Source organism: Cupriavidus respiraculi (assembly GCF_914271545.1).
Classification (GTDB): Bacteria; Pseudomonadota; Gammaproteobacteria; order Burkholderiales; family Burkholderiaceae; genus Cupriavidus; species Cupriavidus respiraculi.
In genome coordinates this window covers 537,713-554,958 of the sequence record NZ_CAJZAH010000002.1, presented here as the reverse complement: position 1 = coordinate 554,958, position 17,246 = coordinate 537,713, and the positions used below count along the sequence as shown (strand labels likewise).

General features: G+C 68.5%; 17 protein-coding genes. 7 read left to right on the top strand and 10 right to left on the bottom strand.

Going from position 1 to position 17,246, the window contains the following annotated elements; all coding sequences use genetic code 11:
- Positions 1–97: 97 nt before the first annotated feature.
- Positions 98–322 (bottom strand): DUF3563 family protein, encoded by a 225-nt coding sequence (locus LDO27_RS10210; protein ID WP_224041542.1) that lies wholly within the window; start codon positions 320–322, stop codon positions 98–100.
- A gap of 273 nt (positions 323–595) precedes the next feature.
- Between LDO27_RS10210 and LDO27_RS10205 the strand changes: the two genes are divergently transcribed.
- Positions 596–817, top strand: coding sequence for a hypothetical protein (locus LDO27_RS10205; protein ID WP_224041540.1), 222 nt, complete (start codon positions 596–598; stop codon positions 815–817).
- A 33-nt stretch (positions 818–850) separates the two neighbouring features.
- Here the strand turns inward: LDO27_RS10205 and LDO27_RS10200 are convergent, their stop codons facing one another.
- The 3 genes from LDO27_RS10200 to wrbA are packed head-to-tail and all read right to left on the bottom strand — an operon-like array spanning position 851 to position 3,346.
- Positions 851–2,302, bottom strand: a complete 1,452-nt coding sequence (locus LDO27_RS10200) for an FAD-binding oxidoreductase (protein WP_224041538.1) — start codon at positions 2,300–2,302, stop codon at positions 851–853.
- Positions 2,303–2,321: 19 nt separating this feature from the next.
- A complete protein-coding gene (locus tag LDO27_RS10195; RefSeq protein WP_224041537.1) occupies positions 2,322–2,738 on the bottom strand; it encodes a DUF2069 domain-containing protein in 417 nt (138 codons plus the stop codon).
- Positions 2,735–3,346: an NAD(P)H:quinone oxidoreductase gene (gene wrbA, locus LDO27_RS10190; protein WP_222201330.1), complete on the bottom strand. Its 612-nt coding sequence runs from the start codon at positions 3,344–3,346 to the stop codon at positions 2,735–2,737. The genes LDO27_RS10195 and wrbA overlap by 4 nt, the downstream gene beginning before the upstream one ends.
- A gap of 145 nt (positions 3,347–3,491) precedes the next feature.
- Here wrbA and LDO27_RS10185 point away from each other — a divergent pair, with 145 nt between their 5' ends.
- A complete protein-coding gene (locus tag LDO27_RS10185; RefSeq protein WP_222201329.1) occupies positions 3,492–4,865 on the top strand; it encodes a YihY family inner membrane protein in 1,374 nt (457 codons plus the stop codon).
- Between the two features lie 34 nt (positions 4,866–4,899).
- On the opposite strand, the gene LDO27_RS10180 is transcribed toward LDO27_RS10185, so the two are convergent.
- Both LDO27_RS10180 and LDO27_RS10175 read right to left on the bottom strand, forming a co-directional pair.
- Entirely contained in the window at positions 4,900–5,733 is an 834-nt protein-coding gene (locus LDO27_RS10180) for an alpha/beta fold hydrolase (RefSeq protein WP_224041535.1), read from the bottom strand.
- On the bottom strand, positions 5,733–7,055 hold the full coding sequence (locus tag LDO27_RS10175) for an O-acetylhomoserine aminocarboxypropyltransferase (RefSeq protein ID WP_222201327.1): 1,323 nt from the start codon (positions 7,053–7,055) through the stop codon (positions 5,733–5,735). Before LDO27_RS10175 ends, LDO27_RS10180 begins: the two co-directional genes overlap by 1 nt.
- Positions 7,056–7,297: 242 nt before the next feature.
- Between LDO27_RS10175 and LDO27_RS10170 the strand changes: the two genes are divergently transcribed.
- From LDO27_RS10170 to LDO27_RS10155, 4 genes are all read left to right on the top strand, one after another.
- Entirely contained in the window at positions 7,298–7,744 is a 447-nt protein-coding gene (locus tag LDO27_RS10170; protein ID WP_222201326.1) for a CBS domain-containing protein, read from the top strand.
- 243 nt (positions 7,745–7,987) lie between these two features.
- Positions 7,988–9,886 (top strand): MFS transporter, encoded by a 1,899-nt coding sequence (locus LDO27_RS10165; RefSeq protein ID WP_224041533.1) that lies wholly within the window; start codon positions 7,988–7,990, stop codon positions 9,884–9,886.
- Positions 9,887–9,971: 85 nt separating this feature from the next.
- The gene (aroC, locus tag LDO27_RS10160) at positions 9,972–11,084 is read left to right on the top strand and encodes a chorismate synthase (protein WP_224041532.1); all 1,113 of its coding nucleotides are present in this window, start codon (positions 9,972–9,974) and stop codon (positions 11,082–11,084) included.
- Between the two features lies 1 nt (position 11,085).
- The gene (locus tag LDO27_RS10155) at positions 11,086–12,291 is read left to right on the top strand and encodes an MFS transporter (protein ID WP_224041531.1); all 1,206 of its coding nucleotides are present in this window, start codon (positions 11,086–11,088) and stop codon (positions 12,289–12,291) included.
- Positions 12,292–12,347: 56 nt separating this feature from the next.
- Here LDO27_RS10155 and LDO27_RS10150 read toward each other — a convergent pair whose 3' ends face one another.
- The 3 genes from LDO27_RS10150 to LDO27_RS10140 form a co-directional block, all read right to left on the bottom strand.
- Positions 12,348–12,701 carry a nuclear transport factor 2 family protein gene (locus LDO27_RS10150; protein ID WP_224041530.1) on the bottom strand — a complete coding sequence of 118 codons (354 nt, stop codon included), beginning with the start codon at positions 12,699–12,701 and terminating at the stop codon, positions 12,348–12,350.
- Positions 12,702–12,804: 103 nt separating this feature from the next.
- On the bottom strand, positions 12,805–13,902 hold the full coding sequence (locus tag LDO27_RS10145) for an NAD(P)/FAD-dependent oxidoreductase (RefSeq protein ID WP_224041529.1): 1,098 nt from the start codon (positions 13,900–13,902) through the stop codon (positions 12,805–12,807).
- Positions 13,903–13,959: 57 nt separating this feature from the next.
- A complete protein-coding gene (locus LDO27_RS10140) occupies positions 13,960–14,646 on the bottom strand; it encodes a FadR/GntR family transcriptional regulator (protein WP_224041528.1) in 687 nt (228 codons plus the stop codon).
- A gap of 229 nt (positions 14,647–14,875) precedes the next feature.
- Here LDO27_RS10140 and LDO27_RS10135 point away from each other — a divergent pair, with 229 nt between their 5' ends.
- Positions 14,876–15,736, top strand: a complete 861-nt coding sequence (locus tag LDO27_RS10135; RefSeq protein WP_222201319.1) for a flagellar brake protein — start codon at positions 14,876–14,878, stop codon at positions 15,734–15,736.
- Between the two features lie 53 nt (positions 15,737–15,789).
- On the opposite strand, the gene LDO27_RS10130 is transcribed toward LDO27_RS10135, so the two are convergent.
- The gene (locus LDO27_RS10130; protein WP_224042513.1) at positions 15,790–17,190 is read right to left on the bottom strand and encodes an FAD-binding oxidoreductase; all 1,401 of its coding nucleotides are present in this window, start codon (positions 17,188–17,190) and stop codon (positions 15,790–15,792) included.
- Positions 17,191–17,246 lie beyond the last annotated feature (56 nt).

Below are 17,246 nucleotides of genomic sequence, written 5' to 3'. Positions count from 1 at the left end.
GGTTTTGTTTTTTGTGCTTCGGATTTTCCGCACTTCCGTATTGGGCCGCGCCAGTGAGCCCGATTTCGGCTTCACCAATGGCTGTCCGCCGCTTCGCTTATCCCCGCCGCTCCACTTCCTTCAGCCGCCGTTCCAGATCGGCGAGATCCGTCGCGGCCGCCAGATATTCTTCCGCCTCCTGCCGGCGCTGATGAACCCACGAGGCGCACAGCCGTTCGGCGGCGAGAACGAATGCATGAGTGATTCGCCGGTACATTCGCCGCAACACCGCGCGGAGGGCGAGTCTTGCATGAGGACGGGCGAAGGGATGTGGAATCGGCATGACGAGACTCCGGTTCGGGATAATCGTTTGCCGGTTTTAGGCTCGTCGAAATGCGATGGTTTTGCAGCGCGGGTCATACCTTGCGGAAAGCTGACCGCGTGTTCGGAGTGCAACGCCCGAGGCCGTCGATCAGGGACCGCGTTTCGCCCAACCAATTGCAGGATTCCTAAGCTTCAGCGCATTTTCGAAACAGCATTGCACTGCTTCATGCCCTTACGATGTCCTCGCGGGCTTGCGTTGCCGCACTGTCGTAGCAAACCACCGGAGGACATCATGAATCTCGCATCGACTGTCAATTCGACGCTGATCGCCTACGCCGCGCAGATGGCCGCGCAGATGGCGGCGCAGCAGCGGGCCGCGCAGACCGAGGCCGCCGCCACGTCGCCGGTCGAGCCGGAGCCGGCCGAAATGGACTTCCGCGTCGACCTGCTGGAGAGGGTCAGGGCGTCCGAGCCGATGGAAGTGCTGGCGCACTACGGCGGCCAGTTCGCCTGACCTGCACGGCCCGGTGGCGCCCCCGGGGCGCCACTACACCACCTTCCCCGGATTCATCAGTCCCGCCGGATCCAGCGCCAGCTTGATGGCGCGCATCATGCCGATCTCGACCTCGCTCTTGTAGCGGCGGTTGTCTTCCACCTTCAGTTGTCCCAGCCCATGCTCGGCGGAGATCGATCCGCTGTGCGCGTGGACGCTGTCATGGACGATGCGGTTGACGGCGTCCTGGTTGGCCAGGAACTGGTCATGGTCCACGCCCGGTGGCGGCGAGACGTTGTAGTGCAGGTTGCCGTCCCCCAGATGGCCGAAGGTGACCATGCATGCGCCGGGGAATTCGGACAGCAGTTTCGCATCGGTGGCCTCGATGAAGTCGGCCACGCGCGACACCGGCACGGCGATATCGTGCTTGATGTTCTTGCCTTCCTCGACCTGGGCCAGCGGAATATGCTCGCGCAGGTTCCAGAAGTCGCGCGACTGCTGCACCGATTCCGCGACGACCGCGTCGAGCACGACGCCGTTGTCGAACGCCACCTCCATCAGCTTCTCGAAGATGCCGCGCGCGTGGTCTTCGCTCTCGCTGTCCGACAGCTCGAGCAGCACGACTTGCGGATGGCTTTGCGAGAACGGATAGCGCAGCTGCGGGAAGTGCTTGGTGACCAGCGACAGGCACGTGGCGGACATCAGCTCGAAGCCGGTCAGCATGGCGCCGGCGTGCGACTGCGCGATCGCCAGCAGGGCCAGCGCGGCGCGCGGGTTGGCGACGGCGGCCAGCGCCGTGACGCGGGCGCGCGGGGCCGGGAACAGCTTCATCACGGCGGCGGTGATGATGCCCAGCGAGCCTTCCGCGCCGATGAAGAGGTCGCGCAGGTCGTAGCCGGTGTTGTCCTTGCGCAGGCCGCGCAGGCCGTTCCAGATCTCGCCCTGGGGCGTCACGACTTCGAGGCCCAGGCACAACTCGCGCGTATTGCCATAGCGCAGCACCGCGGTGCCGCCCGCGTTGGTGGAGAGGTTGCCGCCGATGGTGCAGCTGCCTTCCGCCGCCAGGCTCAGCGGGAACAGCCGGCCATGCTCGCGCGCCAGTTCCTGCAGCTGCTGCAGGATGACGCCGGCCTCGACGGTGACGGTGTTGTTCAGCGGGTCGATCTGGCGCACGCGGTTCAGGCGCTTGAGCGAGATCACGACCGAGGTGCCGGCCTCCAGCGGCGTGGCACCGCCGCACAGGCCCGTATTGCCGCCCTGCGGAACGATGCTCACGTGATGCGCGTGGCAGGCGTGCACCACCGCGGCCACTTCCTCGGTGGTGCCCGGCAGCAGCACGGCCACCGCCTCGCCGCGATAGCGCCGGCGCCAGTCGGTGAGGTAGGGCGCCTTGTCGGCGCCGTCGACCAGCACATGGCTGTCGCCGAGCGCGGCGCGGCACAGCTCGATGAAGGAATGCAGGCGCGTGGGCGAGAGGGCGGAGGGAGTGGAAGTGGCGGTGGTCATGGCGGTCTCGTTGGGAGGCTTACTTGCCGGCGCTGGCGGCGGCCCTGGCGCGCCGCTTGAAGGGGCGCAAATAGAAGATGACGCTGAAGAAGAACAGCAGGCTCAGCGCGACCTCGCCCCAGGCGAGCCACGACGAGGGCGCGCGGTCGCTGGTGGCGCGCACGACGCCTTCGGTGAAGAACAGCAGGATCAGCATCGAGGACCATTGCAGGGTGTAGCGGTCGCGCCGGAGCACGCCCGGCAGCGGCAGCAGCAGCGGCACGAACTTGATGATGAGCCACGAGCCGCCCGGCCGCAGCGGCGCGAGAAACCACTCCCATGCGATGCTCAGCACGATCAGGCCGATCAGGCTGGCGACCGCCAGCCGGTGCAGCGTGGCGTTGTGCAGGGCGCCGTCGGTCGCCGTGGCAACGTCGCGAAGATCGGCGGCGCTCATGCGCGGCCCTCCCCAGGTGCCGCCAGGCGCAGCGCGGTCTCGGCCAGGCGCTTGCCCATGGCGACGGCGAGCACGGCCTCGTCCTCGCTGACCGGGCGGCTGTTGTCCACGCGCGCATGGTGGCTGGGGCCGTAGGGCGTGCCGCCGCCGGTGGTGGTCATCAGCCCGGGCAGGGCATAGGGCAGGCCCATCAGCAGCATGCCGTGATGGAGCAGCGGCAGCATCATCGAGATCAGGGTGGTTTCCTGCCCGCCGTGCAGACTGCCCGTCGACGTGAAGACGCAGGCGGGCTTGCCGGTCAGCGTGCCGGCCAGCCACTCGGCGATGGTGCCGTCGAGAAAGTACTTCATCGGCGCGGCCATGTTGCCGAAGCGGGTGGGGCTGCCCAGCGCGAGGCCGGCGCATTCCTGCAGGTCGCGCAGCTCGGCATAGGGCGGGCCTTCGGCCGGAATGTCGGCCGCGGTGGCTTCGCTGACGGTGGATACCGGGGGCACCGTGCGCAGCCGGGCCTGCGCGCCAGGCACGCTGTCGATGCCGGTGGCGATCAGTTCGGCCAGCTTGCGGGTGCTGCCATGGCGGCTGTAGTACAGGACGAGGATATCGGTCATCGGGGGCGGGAGGGGCCGGGCTCGGGCAACGCCGCTTGGGGACGGCGCGCCTTGACTGAGCCGACGGGGCAAAAATCAATGCGCGTATTATAGTTGCGGCCTCTTCCGGCCACGGGCCTTGTTTTGTCCAGGAGTTCGAACCCGCATGCTGAACGCCCGCCTCGACCGCATCGCGCGCCTGCGCAGGGAATGGAATCTGCAGAAGCTGCGCGCGCTCGCGCGCTATGTGACCCGCCGCGCCGGCGAGGATCGCCTGCCGCAGGTCGCGGCGAGCCTGACGTTCACCACCGTGCTGGCGGTCGTGCCCGTGCTGACTGTGGCCTTCGCGTTGCTGGCCGCGTTTCCGATGTTCCAGACCTTTCGCAGCGCGATCGAGGCCTTCCTGTTCCAGAACCTGATCCCTGGCAACCTGAGCGAATCGATTACCGGGTACGTCGGCCAGTTCGCGCGCAATGCCCGGGGACTGACGGCGATCGGTCTGGTCGGCCTGATGGTGACCTCGGTGCTGACCATGCTGACGGTGGAGGACGCGCTCAACGCGATCTGGCGGGTCAAGACGAAGCGCCGCATGGCGCAGCGGGTGCTGGTGTTCTGGGCGGTGCTGACCTGCGGCCCGGTAATGATCGGCGCGAGCCTGTCGATCAGTTCCTATCTGATCTCGGTGGGCGCCGGCTATGTGGGCAACATGCCGATGGGCCTGAGCCTGCTGATCAATGTCACGCCCGTGCTGCTGTCCGCGGTGGCTTTCGCCTTTCTCTATACCGCCGTGCCCAACGCCTATGTCGAATGGCGCGACGCCATCGCGGCGGGCCTGATCGCCGCGCTCGCGTTCGAGCTGTCCAAGCGCGGCTTCGGTGCCTTCATCACCAATTTCCCCTCGTACACGGCGGTCTACGGCACCTTCGCGGCGCTGCCCATTTTCCTGCTGTGGATCTACCTGAGCTGGCTGGTGACGCTGCTGGGCGCGACGGTGGCGGCCAACCTGCCGGTGATCCGGCAGGGCTACTGGCGGCGGCGCACGTTCGCCGGCAGCGAGTTCTACGATGCGCTGGGGGTGTTGTTCCTGCTGTACAAGGCGCGCGAGCAGACGCCGCGCAGCGTGGGGGAGCTGGACCTGGGGCGCAAGCTGCGGATGGAGGCGGACTACCTGGCCGCGCTGCTCGGCAAGCTCAAGGCCATGCATCTGGTGGGCCGGCTGCAGCAGGAGCGCGGGCAGGCGCACTGGGCGCTGCTGTGCGATCCGGCGCAGGTACCGCTGCGCCTGCTGTACGACCGGCTGGTGCTGAACCTGCCGCGGCTGCCGCGCACGGCGCTCGCGCACCAGCTCAACGGCGCCGATGCGCTGCGTGGCGTGCTGGACAACCCGCGCCTGGACGAATCGCTCGATTCGGTCTTCGGTCCGGCGCAGGCCGCCGAGCGGCAGGCCGCGGCATCCGCCGCGCAGCCGGCACCGCCGACGCCGGACGTGCCGCGGCGCCCGCTGGAAGTGGTCCCGCCGGGCTGGCACGGGCAGGTCTGAGGCGGCCCGGCCGCCGAGACTGTCCCCGCCCGGATCAGCGCGCGGCCACCACCTTGGCGGCAAAGGACGCCAGCGCGTCCAGCACTTCGTCCGGCTTTTCCCCCATCAGGTTGTGGCCGCACGGCACGTTGACCGTGCTTGCGGTGGGAATCTTCGCGGCGAGGGCGGCGGCGAGCTTGGGCGAGGTCATCAGGTCCTTGCTGCCGTTGACGAACAGCGCGGGGCAGCGCACCGCGGCGGCGGCCTCGTCGCCATGGGCATAGCGGTTGCACGCCTGGAAGTCGTTGTGGAACACGTGCGCGTCGGGGTCGCGCTGCGCGATTCGCTCCATCAGCCGCTGGTTGATGCCGTGCAGCCACGAGCCCGGCCCCGGCGCCGAGGGCTTGTTGGCGAGGCTGGAGTGCGACCAGGCGTTGACCATGCCGATGGCGCGGCGCTCGTCGTTGAGCGACGCATCGAGCAGCGCATCGGAGACCTTCATGGGATAGGCGGTGGCGAGCAGGGCGATCGCCCGCACCGCGTCGGGATGCCGCGCCGCGCATTCCAGCGCGATCAGCGAGCCCATGCTGTGGCCGACGACCAGCGCGGGGGCCTGCACGCCGGCGGCCTTCACCAGCGCCATGACCCAGTCGGCCATGTCTTCCACGGTCTGCAGGGCGGGGCCCTCGCTGCGCTGGTGCCCGGGCAGGTCCACCGCCAGCACCGCGTAGCCGTGGTTGGCGAACCAGCGGCTTTGCAGCCCCCAGACGCTGTGGTCGTTTTGCGCGCCGTGCACGAAAACCACGCAGGGCAGGGCGGGGTTGAAGGGCTTGCCGCCGGTATAGGCATACGCCTTGGCGCCGCCGTGGGCGCGGATCACGAGTTCCATCAGGCTTGCCCTCCCTTGCCTTTCGCTTGTCCGCTCATCTGGCGTTCCGCGGCCTTCAGGCCGCGCTTCAGGTCTTCGATCAGGTCGTCCGGATCCTCGAGTCCGACCGACAGCCGGATGGTGCCTTCGCCGATGCCGGCGGATTTGAGCGCAGCGGCGTCCATGCGGAAATGCGTGGTCGAGGCGGGATGGATCACCAGCGAGCGCGCGTCGCCCACGTTGGCCAGATGGGAGAACAGCGCGAGGCTTTCGATGAAGCGCTGGCCCGCGACGCGGTCGCCCTTGAGGTCGAAGCTGAACACCGCGCCGCATCCGCGCGGCAGCAGCCGCTTGGCGAGGGCGTAGTCCGGATGCGACTCCAGCTCGGGGTAGGCCACCGAGGCGACCATCGGATGCGAGACCAGAAACTGCACCACGCGGCGCGCGTTCTCGACATGGCGCGCCATGCGCAGCGGCAGCGTCTCGATGCCCTGGAGCAGCTGCCACGCGGCCATCGGATTCATGCACGCGCCGAAATCGCGCAGGCCCTCGCGCCGCGCGCGCAGCAGGAAGGGCGCCACGGTGCTTTCCTCGGTGAAGACCATGTCGTGAAAGCCGGCATAGGGCTCCGACAGCTCGGGGAAGCGGCCGGACGCCTGGAAGTCGAAGGTGCCGCCCTCGGCCAGCACGCCGCCGATGGTGGTGCCATGGCCGCCGAGGAACTTGGTGGCCGAGTGGTATAGCAGGCCGGCCCCCAGTTCGAACGGGCGCATCAGGTAGGGCGTGGTGAAGGTGGAATCGACCAGCAGCGGAATGCGATGCTCGTGGCCCAAGGCCGCGAGCGTGGGAATGTCCAGCACGTCCAGGCCCGGATTGCCCAGCGTCTCGCCGAACAGCAGCCGCGTCTCGGGCCGGATGGCCGCGCGCCAGGCGTCGATATCGCGCGGATCGACGAAGGTCGTCTCGATGCCGAAGCGGCGCAGCGTGTAGTGCAGCAGGTTGTGCGAGCCGCCATACAGCGCGGTGGAGGCGACCATGTGCGAGCCCGCGCCCAGCAGCGTGGCCACGGCCAGATGCAGCGCGGCCTGTCCGGAGGCGGTGGCGATAGCCCCCACGCCATTCTCCAGCGCGGCCACGCGCTCCTCCAGCACCGCGACGGTGGGGTTGGAGATGCGCGAATACACATGGCCCGCGCGCTCCATGTTGAACAGCGACGCGGCGTGCTCGCTGTCGCGGAAGACGAAGGACGTGGTGAGATGGATGGGGGTGGCGCGTGCTCCCGTGGTCGGGTCGGGCGCGGCGCCGGCGTGCAGCGCGAGGGTATCGAAGCGGGTATCTGACATGGCCGTCTGTTCCGTGGTTGGGGGCGGCGCCGTGCAGCGGGGCGTTCGTCGGCATGCTAGCACCGGCGCGGCATTCGGGGCATCGGGGCGGACCCGTGGCGCTTGCTTTACTAGAATGGGCGCTTTCGGCTAGCATCGGCCCAGCGGGGCGGCCTGGCGGTTTGCCGGTTGCCCCGCCTTCACCACCGGACAGCAAGCAGCAGGGCGCGGCCACGCCGCCGCGCCAGCGAGGGGAGACCACCATGAAAGTCAGCGACATCCTGCAGATCAAGGGCAATACGCTCTATACCGTCAAGCCGGATTCGTCCCTGCTGCTCGCGATCAGCACGATGGCGGAGCACGACATCGGCTCGCTGGTGGTGATGGAGTACGGCGAACTGGTCGGCATGCTGACGTTCCGCGAGATCATCGGGGTGCTGGCGGCCAATGGCGGCTCGGTCGGCAATACCAGCATCCGCAAGGTGATGGACGACGCGCCGCTCACCTGCACGATGGAGACCGACGTCAACGAGGTGCGCCGGATGATGCTGGAGCGACACACCCGTTATCTGCCGGTGCTGGACAACCGCACGCTGATGGGGGTGATCTCGTTCTACGACGTCGCCAAGGCGGTGGTGGAGGAGCAGAGCTTCGAGAACCGCATGCTCAAGGCGTATATCCGCGACTGGCCGGAGGAGAAGGCCGAATAGGATCCGGCGTCAGCATTGCCACTGAGTACTCCCCTCTCCCGCCCGCGGGAGAGGGGCGGGGGGTGGGGGTCAACGCATGACCGGTGCGATCGGTTTCGCCCACGGCTGAAAATGCGTTCGTGTCCGCGACGGATCGAAAGCCCGCATCCTTGCGACCATTCACCCTCACCCCTGCGCCCCTCTCCCGCGGGCGGGAGCGGGAAGCAAACCATCCCGCTCCCGCATCTTCCCTGTCATCCCCCCATGAGCCAACATAGCCAGTTCCGCCTGTTGGGCGAGCGCCGATTCGGGCCGTTCTTCTGGACCCAGTTCCTCGGCGCGATGAACGACAACGTGTTCAAGGTGGCCTTCACCTCGCTGGTGACGTACCACACGGCGCTGTTCGAGGGCGTGCAGGCGCAGAGCGCGGCGTTCCTCATCTCGGCCATCTTTATCGCGCCGTTCGTGCTCTTCTCCGCCACCAGCGGGCAGATCGCCGACAAGATCGAGAAGTCGCGGCTGATCCGGCTGGTCAAGTCGCTGGAGATCGCGATCATGGTGCTCGGCATGGCGGGCTTCGTCTGGCACAGCGCGCCGCTGCTGTACCTGGGCACCTTCCTGATGGGCCTGCACTCGACCCTGTTTGGGCCGGTCAAGTTCGCCTACCTGCCGCAGCACCTGGACCGCACGGAGCTGGTGGGCGGCAACGGCCTCGTCGAAATGGGCACTTTCGTCGCCATCCTGCTGGGCACGCTGGTGGGCGGCGAACTGGCCGGGTGGGAGCGCGATGGCGCGCTGGTCGGCCCGGCCTATGTGGGCGCGGCCTGCCTTGCACTGGCCGTGGCGGGCCGCCTGGTCTGCGCCCGCGTGCCGCTGTCGCCGGCGCCGCAGCCGGCGCTGCGCATCAACTGGAATCCGTTCACCGAGACCTGGCGCAACCTGAAGCTGGCGCGCACGGAGCGCACCGTGTTCCTGAGCCTGCTCGGCATTTCGTGGCTGTGGTTCCTGGGCGCGACGTTTCTCACGTCGTTCTTCAGTTTTGCCAAGACCATCCTCGGCGGCGACCAGAACGTCGTGACGCTGCTGCTCGCGGTGTTTTCCATCGGCATCGGCGTGGGCTCGCTGCTGTGCGAGCGGCTCTCCGGCCGCCATGTGGAGATCGGGCTGGTGCCGTTCGGCTCCATCGGCATGACGGTGTTCGCGGTGGACCTGTATTTCGCCAGCCGCGGGGAAAGCCATGCGGCGCTCAGCGGCGTGGCCGGTTTCCTGGCCCAGCCCGGCCACTGGCGCGTGCTGGCGGATCTGTTCCTGCTGGCGATGTTCGGCGGCTTCTACAGCGTGCCGCTGTACGCGCTGATCCAGAGCCGCAGCATGCCCACGCACCGGGCCCGCATCATCGCCGCCAACAATATCCTGAACAGCCTGTTCATGATCGCCTCGGCGGTGATGGCGATGGTGCTGTTCCAGTTCGGCTTCACCATTCCCGAGCTGTTCCTGACTGTGGGCCTGCTCAATGCGCTGGTGGCGGTCTACATCTACTCGCTGGTGCCCGAATTCCTGCTGCGCTTCGTCGCCTGGATCCTGGTGCATACCGTGTACCGCCTCAAGCGCGTCAATGCGGAGCGGATTCCGGCGCAGGGCGCCGCGGTGCTGGTCTGCAACCATGTGAGCTTTGCCGACGCGGTGGTGCTGATGGCGGCGAGCCCGCGTCCCGTGCGCTTCGTGATGGACTACCGCATCTTCGGCGTGCCGCTGCTGTCGTGGTTCTTCCGCCAGGCCAAGGCCATCCCCATCGCCCCCGCGCACGAAGACCCGCAGATGCTGGCGCGGGCCTATGACCGCATCGCCGAGGCCCTGCGCGAAGGCGAGCTGGTCTGCATCTTCCCGGAGGGCAAGATCACCGCGAACGGCGATCTGAATCCCTTCCGCCAGGGCGTGCAGCAGATCATCCGCCGCACCCCGGTGCCCGTGGTGCCGATGGCGCTGCGCGGGCTGTGGGGCAGCTTCTTCTCGCGCAAGGGCGGGGCGGCGATGACAAGGCCCTTCCGGCGTGGCGTGCTCAGCCGGCTGGAACTGGTGGTCGGCGAGCCCATCGCACCGGAACTGGCCACGCCCGAGGGCCTGCGGCAGGTGGTGCAGAGCCTGCGCGGCGAGTGGCGCTAGGGCGGGGCCGGCGAACGCGCCGGCCGGACGCGCGCGGCAATGGCCTTACAATGGAGGCCGTTTCCAATTCCTGTGCGGTCCCATCATGTCCGGCAATACCCTCGGCTTGCTCTTCACTGTCACCACCTTCGGGGAATCGCACGGCCCGGCCATCGGCGCGGTGGTGGACGGATGCCCGCCGGGCATGGCGCTGACCGAGGCCCACATCCAGATCGACCTGGACCGCCGCAAGCCCGGCACGTCCCGCCACGTGACCCAGCGCAAGGAACCGGACCAGGTCGAGATCCTGTCCGGCGTCTTCGAAGGCCGGACCACCGGCACGCCGATCTGCCTGCTGATCCGCAACACCGACCAGCGCAGCAAGGACTACGGCAATATCGTCGAGACCTTCCGCCCCGGCCATGCCGACTACACCTATTGGCAGAAGTACGGCATCCGCGACCCGCGCGGTGGCGGCCGCTCGTCGGCGCGGCTGACGGCGCCGGTGGTTGCGGCCGGCGCGATCGCCAAGAAGTGGCTGCGCGAGCAGTACGGCACCGAGATCCACGGTTATATGTCGCAGCTGGGCGAGATCCAGGTGCCCTTCGTCGACTGGTCGCACGTGCCGGAGAATCCGTTCTTCGCGCCCAATGCCGATATCGTGCCCCAGCTCGAGACCTATATGGACGCGCTGCGCCATGACGGCGATTCGGTCGGCGCGCGCATCGAGGTGGTGGCCAGCAAGGTGCCGGTGGGCCTGGGCGAGCCGCTGTTCGACCGCCTGGACGCCGATATCGCGCATGCGATGATGGGCATCAACGCGGTCAAGGGCGTCGAGATCGGCGCCGGTTTCGACAGCGTCGCGCAGCGCGGCAGCCAGCATGGCGACGAGCTGACCGCGCAGGGCTTCCGCAGCAACAACGCGGGCGGCGTGCTGGGCGGCATCTCGACCGGGCAGGACGTGACCGTGTCGCTCGCGATCAAGCCGACCTCCAGCATCCGCACGCCGCGCGAGTCGATCGACAAGGCGGGGGCACCGGCCACGGTGGAGACCTTCGGCCGCCACGATCCCTGCGTGGGCATCCGCGCGACGCCCATCGCCGAGGCCATGCTGGCGCTGGTGCTGATCGACCACGCCCTGCGCCATCGCGCGCAATGCGGCGACGTGAAGGTCGATACCCCGAAGATTCCGGCGCAGTCCCCCGAGCAGCCGCGCTGAGTTGGGCGGCCAGACCGTGGCGCCCGCGGCGCCGGCGCACGCCGTGCCCATCACGCGCTTCGGCCTGTTCTATCTCGGGTACTACGGCTACGTCGGCGTCATTTCTCCCTACCTGAGCCTGTTCTTCGCCCATCGCGGCTTTACGCCGGTCCAGATCGGCGTGCTGATGGGCTGTTTCCAGGTCAGCCGCATCGTCGGTCCCTACCTGTGGGGCTGGCTGTCCGACGTGATGCACACACGGGTGCGCATCCTGCGTTTCACGGCCGTCGCCTCGGTGCTGGTGTTCCTCACCGTGCCGGGCGTGACCAGCTACGGCGGCATGATGGCGCTGATGGTGGGCCTGAACCTGATCACCAGCGCGATGTCGCCGCTGGGCGATGCGCTGACCATCTCCACGCTGCGCCGCCACGCGGCGTTCGACCATCGCTACGGGCGCATCCGCATGTTCGGCTCGGTGGGCTTCGTCGCCGCGGTGCTGCTGGGCGGGGTGCTGTTCGAGCATGCGGGCATGGCGGCGTTCCCGTGGTTCGCCAGCGCCATGCTGGGCCTGTTCGCCGTGGTGGTGTTCGGCATGCGCGACGCCGAGCCCGAGGGGCCCCGGGTGAAGCCGCCGCCCGCGCTGCCGCTGCTGCGCCGCCCGGACGTGGCGTGGTTCCTGGCATCGGCCTTCCTGATGATGTTCGCGCACGCCGCGCTCTACGTTTTCTATTCGCTCTATCTGGAGACGCTGGGCTACAGCAAGGTGGCGATCGGCGCGATGTGGACCATCGGCGTGGTGGCCGAGATCGTGTTCTTCTTCTATCAGGGCCAGATGTTCGCGCGCTGGCCGCTGCGCTGGATCCTGGCCGGCACCTTCGTGCTGGCCGCGATCCGCTTCGGCCTGACCGGCTACCTCGCCGAACTGCTGTGGCTGATGGCCCCGGTGCAGGTGCTGCACGCGGCGACTTTCGCCGCGCACCACAGCGCCAGCCTGAAGCGGCTGCAGCACTGGTTTGCCGGACCTTTGCAGGGTCGGGGGCAGGCGCTTTATACCGGCATTTCCTACGGCGTCGGCGGGACGTTGGGCGGTCTGGCGATGGGCTGGACCTGGAAGGCGCTGGCGCCCGCGCATACGTTCGGCCTGGCCGCGCTCGCCGCGCTGGCCGGCGCCGCCTGCGCGTGGATGAGCTTCCGGGCCGAGCCGTCAGGGCATACACGCCCTTCGTAGGCGTGGCGCCGGTACGGGCGTCCCGGCCCGGCATGGCGACATCGCCGCCTCAAGTCTCATTCGCCTACCGGGATGACATAGGCCTTCAGCTCCACCATCCTGCCGTCCTTGAAGCGCCAGACGTCACAATAGGAATAGGTAACGGGTTTGCCCGTCTCGTCCTTCGACATGATGTGGCCGAGAGCCGCGACGAATTCCTCCTCCGCAATCAGGCGGTCCACCGTGAACTTGGGAGGTTGCACATACGCCTCCACCATCCATTTCCGGACGGCCTCTTTTCCGGACAGGGTCTCCGCGCCCACCGTAGTCCACACGATGTCCTCCGCGCAATACGACAGGAAGCCTTCGATATCGCCGGCGGTGACCGCTGCATTGGCCTTGCGTAGAACAGACTTGTTCAGTTCAGACATGTAGGTTCTCCGTTGCTTGAAGTGCTATGGAGGGACATGCATCGCATCGACGTGCCTGTTCGCCAATCAGTGGGCGGTACTTCGACTGGTCGCGTCGGGGCCTCTATACCATGCCCGCGACCATCTCGCCGATCGCCAGCGACGACGTCAGCCCCGGCGATTCGATGCCGAACAGATGCACCAGCCCCGGCACGCCGTGCGCCGCGGGGCCATCGATCCGGAAGTCCGCCGCGATCTCGTCCGGTCCGCTGATCTTCGGCCGGATGCCGGCGTAGCCCGGCTGCAGCGCGCCGTCGGCCAGTCCCGGCCAGTAGCGGCGCACTTCGCCGTAGAAGCTGTCGGCGTCGGCCGGGTCCACGTGGTATTCGATGTCGTCGATCCAGCGCACGTTGGGGCCGAAGCGCGCCTGTCCGCCCAGGTCGATGGTCAGGTGTACGCCCAGGCCCGCGGCTTCCGGCACGGGGTAGATCAGCCGGGAAAACGGCGCCCGGCCCGCCAGCGTGAAATAGCAGCCCTTGGCGTAGTACTGCGGCGGAATGCGGTCAGCCGGCATGCCGGCGATGCGCCGCGCCATGTCCGGTGCGGTCAGGCCCGCGCAGTTGACGACCGTGTTCGCGAGCAGCGTGGTGGCCGTGTCTCCACCGACTTCCAGCTGGATGCCTTCGGCTGTGACCGCGCCCGACAGCACCGGCGACTGTACCGCCAGCATCGCGCCGGCGTTTTCGGCGTCGCCCAGCAGCGCCAGCATCAGCCCATGGCTGTCGACGATGCCGGTGGACGGCGACAGCAGCGCCGCATGGCACTGCAGGTTCGGCTCCATCGCCTGCGCCTCGTCCCGGGTCAGCAGCCGCAGATCGTCCACGCCATTGGCGGCGGCCTTGGCACGGATGCCCTCCAGCGTGGCGACCTGCGCCTCGCTGGTGGCCACGATCAGCTTGCCGCAGCGCTGGTGCGCGATGTGGTGCGAGGCGCAGTAGTCGTACAGCATGGCCTTGCCGGCCACGCACAGCCGCGCCTTCAGCGAGCCGGTGGGGTAGTAGATCCCGGCATGGATGACCTCGCTGTTGCGCGCGCTGGTGATGGTGCCGAAGGCGTTCTCCGCCTCGAGGATTACCACCTCGCGACCGCGCAGGGCCAGCGCCCGGGCCACCGCCAGTCCTACCACTCCGGCGCCGATCACGACGCAGTCGACTTGTTCCATGGCTGTTGTCATGTCTTTGGCTAGCGTTCGTCCAGTGTCAGTCGGTGTCATTCAGTGTCAGTCCAGCGTCAGGCCCATGCGGCGTGCCGCGCCCTCCAGATGCCGGCAGGCGGCCTGCCGCGCGCCCTCGGCGTCGCCCTTCGCGATGGCGGCCACCACCGCCGCGTGCTCGGCATCGGCCTCGTGCGAACCGCCGCGAAAGCGCGCCGCGTTTTCCCAGGCGGCTTGGCGCGCGGCCAGCAGGTGCTGGCCGACGAAATCGGTCAGGCCGGTGAAGCAGGGATTGTGGGCGGCCTGGGCGATGGCATGGTGGAAGGCCACATCGGCCGCGGCCGCGCCGGCGAAGTCGCCGGCATGGTCGTGCATCGCATGCAGTGCCGCCTCGATCTCCCGCAGGTCGGCCGCCGTGCGGCGCCGCGCGGCCATGCCGGCACAGGCCGTCTCCACCGTCATCCGCAGCTCGAACAGTTGCGCCAGCGTGGGGCCGCCCGGCAGGCGCCACACCATGCCGCCGGGGGTCTCCGAGACGTACGCGCCCGATCCCTTGCGCGTGACCAGCACGCCATCGGCCTTCAACTGCGCGATGGCCTCGCGCACGATCGGCCGGCTGACGCCGAAGGCGGTGGCCAGTCCGGTTTCGGCAGGCAGCCGGGCGCCCGCGGTGAAGCGGCCCGCGGCGATATCGGCGCGCAGCGCGTCCGCGATGCGGCTTGCCAGGGAGGAGGGGCGGCTGAGGGTTTCCAACGTAAAAGGGAATCAGGGGATATGTCAGGCTGTCTGACAGCTTCGGCATTGTGCCGACCGCCCCATGCCCCCGTCAAGTGGGGTGTCCCCACCTTCGCGTTAAACCTTCGCCGTTTCGCGCCGATAGCAGGGAGCAGAGAAATGGATTTCCACTGCGTCGCAACGTTCGACACAACCCCGGGGAGCCAACGTCGCGCCTTGCCCCCAAGGCGTTTCAATTCGGAAGGCCATGATTACCCTGACACCAAACGACCTGCCCGTGGGCCAGCCGCTGCCCTGGTCCCTGCTCGATGGAGAGGGCAACCTGCTGCTGGGCAGCGGCAGCGTGATTCCCGACGGACGCGACGTGGCGCTGGTGTTCCGCCATGGCTCGGTATGCCGGCCCGACGCGGAACCCGAGGGCGAGGAGGCGTCCGGCCGCACGAAGGCCGGGCCGCTCGGGCTGCAGGTCGGCACGCTCCTGCAGATCAAGTCTCCCGACGATGTCGGCCGCGCCGCGGCCAGCCGGCTGATCGGCTTCATCGACCAGGGCCTGTTCGTCAGCTGGCCGCAGCTGGGCGGACGCGAGATCCAGTTCCAGGCGGGGGAGACGGTGCTGCTGCGCGGCTTCTCCGGCCAGGCGATCCAGAGCTTCAGCTGCACGGTCACCGCCGTGTGCCGCACGCCGTTCCGCTACCTGGTGCTGTCGGCCCCGGAACAGGTGCAGCAACTGCCGGTGCGCCGCAGCGCCCGCGTGCCGACGCGCCTGGCCGCCTACATCATCGACCCGGCCGCGGAGCCGAACGACGCCGAAGGCAAGGGCCGGCTCGCGGTGTTGTCCGACCTGAGCGCGGGCGGGGCGCAGGTCCATACATCCTTTCCGGCGCCGCCGGTCGGCGCGGCGCTGCGCCTGCGTTTTTCCCTGCGTACCGCCGCCGGCGACAGCGAGCTGACGGTGGACGCGTGGGCCCGCGGCGCGGTCGCCGACCAGGGCGATGCCGAGTTTCCGGCTTTCGGCGTGGCCTTCGATGTGCTGGAGGAGAGGGAAGCCGCGCTGCTGCAGTGCTTCATCTACGAACAGATGCTGGCGAGCGCCAGCATGCGCGTCTAGCGGCGCGGCGCGGGACGGGCAGGGGCAGGCCGCGCGGCCCGGCCCCCTGCCGCTCAGTCGATCCGGGGCAGCACCCGTCCCGGATTCATCAGGTTCTTCGGATCGAGCGCCCGCTTGATCTGCCACATCACTTCGAGCTCGACCGGCGACTTGTATTGCTTCAGGTCGTCGCGCTTGGCCACGCCGATGCCATGCTCGGCGGAGATGGAGCCATGCTCGGCATGGGCCATGGAGTCCACCAGTTCCGAGATCGGCGTGTACCACTGCGCGAGGAAGTCGGCGGCGGCGCGGTCCTTCGGCCGCAGCGGATTGAAGTGGACATTGCCGTCGCCCATATGGCCGTAGATGACCATGCGCGCGGCGGGCTCGCGCTCCAGCACGCGCGCCGAGGCGTTCTCGATGAAGTCCGCGATGCGCGATAGCGGCACCGACACATCGCACTTGATGCTGCCGCCCTCGCGCGTCTGTGCGTCCGAGATTTCCTCGCGGATGCGCCAGAAGGTCTGGGCGTCGGACAGGCTCGACGCCACGGCCGCGTCCACCACCAGGCCCCTTTCGAGGCCGGCTTCGAGGATCTCCATCAGGCTGGCATTCAGCGTGTCGGCGTCCGAACCCGAGCTCAGCTCGATCAGCACCATCCAGTCGTGCCTGTCGGGCAGCGGTGAGGCGACATTGCCCAGGTAGTCCAGCACCAGCGTCAGCGCCGGGGCGGAGATCAGCTCGAACGCCGTCACCGCCGGGCCGGCCATGCGCTTGGCCTCGCTCAGCAGCTTCACCGCCGCCTGCGGGCTGTGCACCGCGATAAAGGCGACGGCGCTGGAGCGCGGCTGCGGCATCAGCTTGAGCACCGCGCCGGTGATGATGCCCAGCGTGCCTTCGGCGCCGACGAACAGGTGCTTGAGGTCGTAGCCGGTATTGTCCTTGCGCAGGCCGCGCAGCGAGGAATAGACGCGACCGTCCGGCAGCACGGCCTCGATGCCGAGCACCAGGTCGCGCATATTGCCGTAGCGCAGCACGGCGGTGCCGCCCGCGTTCGTCGACAGGTTGCCGCCGATCTGGCACGAGCCCTCCGAGCCGATGCGCAGCGGGAACAGCCGGTTCTCCGCCTCGGCGGCGGTGCGCGCGGCGTTCAGCGTGACCCCGGCCTCCACCGTCATGGTGTCGTTGATGGTGTCGATGGCCACCACCTTGTTCATGCGGCGCAGATTGATCACCACCGCGGCGCCGCTGTCGTCGGGCACCGCGCCGCCCATCAGCGAGGTATTGCCGCCCTGGGGCACCACGGGCACATCGTGCGCATGGCACCACGCCAGCACCTGGCTGACCTGTTCGGTGGTGGAGGGCAGCACCACGGTGCGGGCCTTGCCGCGGTAGATGCGGCGGTAGTCGGTGACGAAGGCGGCGGTATCCGCTTCGCCGCTGAGGCAGGCGTTGTCGCCGACGATGGCCTGCATGGCCTTCAGGGTGGTGTCGGCGTCGGGAAGGGGTCGAGGCATGGCTTGTCGCTGGA

Excerpts from the sequence above, each read along its gene's own strand:
- LDO27_RS10175 (WP_222201327.1), bottom strand. The coding sequence starts at position 7,055 with ATGTCAGATACCCGCTTCGATACCCTCGCGCTGCACGCCGGCGCCGCG.
- LDO27_RS10165 (WP_224041533.1), top strand. The coding sequence starts at position 7,988 with ATGAGCCAACATAGCCAGTTCCGCCTGTTGGGCGAGCGCCGATTCGGG.
- LDO27_RS10170 (WP_222201326.1), top strand. The coding sequence starts at position 7,298 with ATGAAAGTCAGCGACATCCTGCAGATCAAGGGCAATACGCTCTATACC.
- LDO27_RS10210 (WP_224041542.1), bottom strand. The coding sequence starts at position 322 with ATGCCGATTCCACATCCCTTCGCCCGTCCTCATGCAAGACTCGCCCTC.
- aroC (WP_224041532.1), top strand. The coding sequence starts at position 9,972 with ATGTCCGGCAATACCCTCGGCTTGCTCTTCACTGTCACCACCTTCGGG.
- LDO27_RS10195 (WP_224041537.1), bottom strand. The coding sequence starts at position 2,738 with ATGAGCGCCGCCGATCTTCGCGACGTTGCCACGGCGACCGACGGCGCC.
- LDO27_RS10180 (WP_224041535.1), bottom strand. The coding sequence starts at position 5,733 with ATGGAACTCGTGATCCGCGCCCACGGCGGCGCCAAGGCGTATGCCTAT.
- LDO27_RS10185 (WP_222201329.1), top strand. The coding sequence starts at position 3,492 with ATGCTGAACGCCCGCCTCGACCGCATCGCGCGCCTGCGCAGGGAATGG.
- LDO27_RS10135 (WP_222201319.1), top strand. The coding sequence starts at position 14,876 with ATGATTACCCTGACACCAAACGACCTGCCCGTGGGCCAGCCGCTGCCC.
- LDO27_RS10150 (WP_224041530.1), bottom strand. The coding sequence starts at position 12,701 with ATGTCTGAACTGAACAAGTCTGTTCTACGCAAGGCCAATGCAGCGGTC.
- LDO27_RS10145 (WP_224041529.1), bottom strand. The coding sequence starts at position 13,902 with ATGGAACAAGTCGACTGCGTCGTGATCGGCGCCGGAGTGGTAGGACTG.
- LDO27_RS10205 (WP_224041540.1), top strand. The coding sequence starts at position 596 with ATGAATCTCGCATCGACTGTCAATTCGACGCTGATCGCCTACGCCGCG.
- LDO27_RS10200 (WP_224041538.1), bottom strand. The coding sequence starts at position 2,302 with ATGACCACCGCCACTTCCACTCCCTCCGCCCTCTCGCCCACGCGCCTG.
- LDO27_RS10130 (WP_224042513.1), bottom strand. The coding sequence starts at position 17,190 with ATGCAGGCCATCGTCGGCGACAACGCCTGCCTCAGCGGCGAAGCGGAT.
- wrbA (WP_222201330.1), bottom strand. The coding sequence starts at position 3,346 with ATGACCGATATCCTCGTCCTGTACTACAGCCGCCATGGCAGCACCCGC.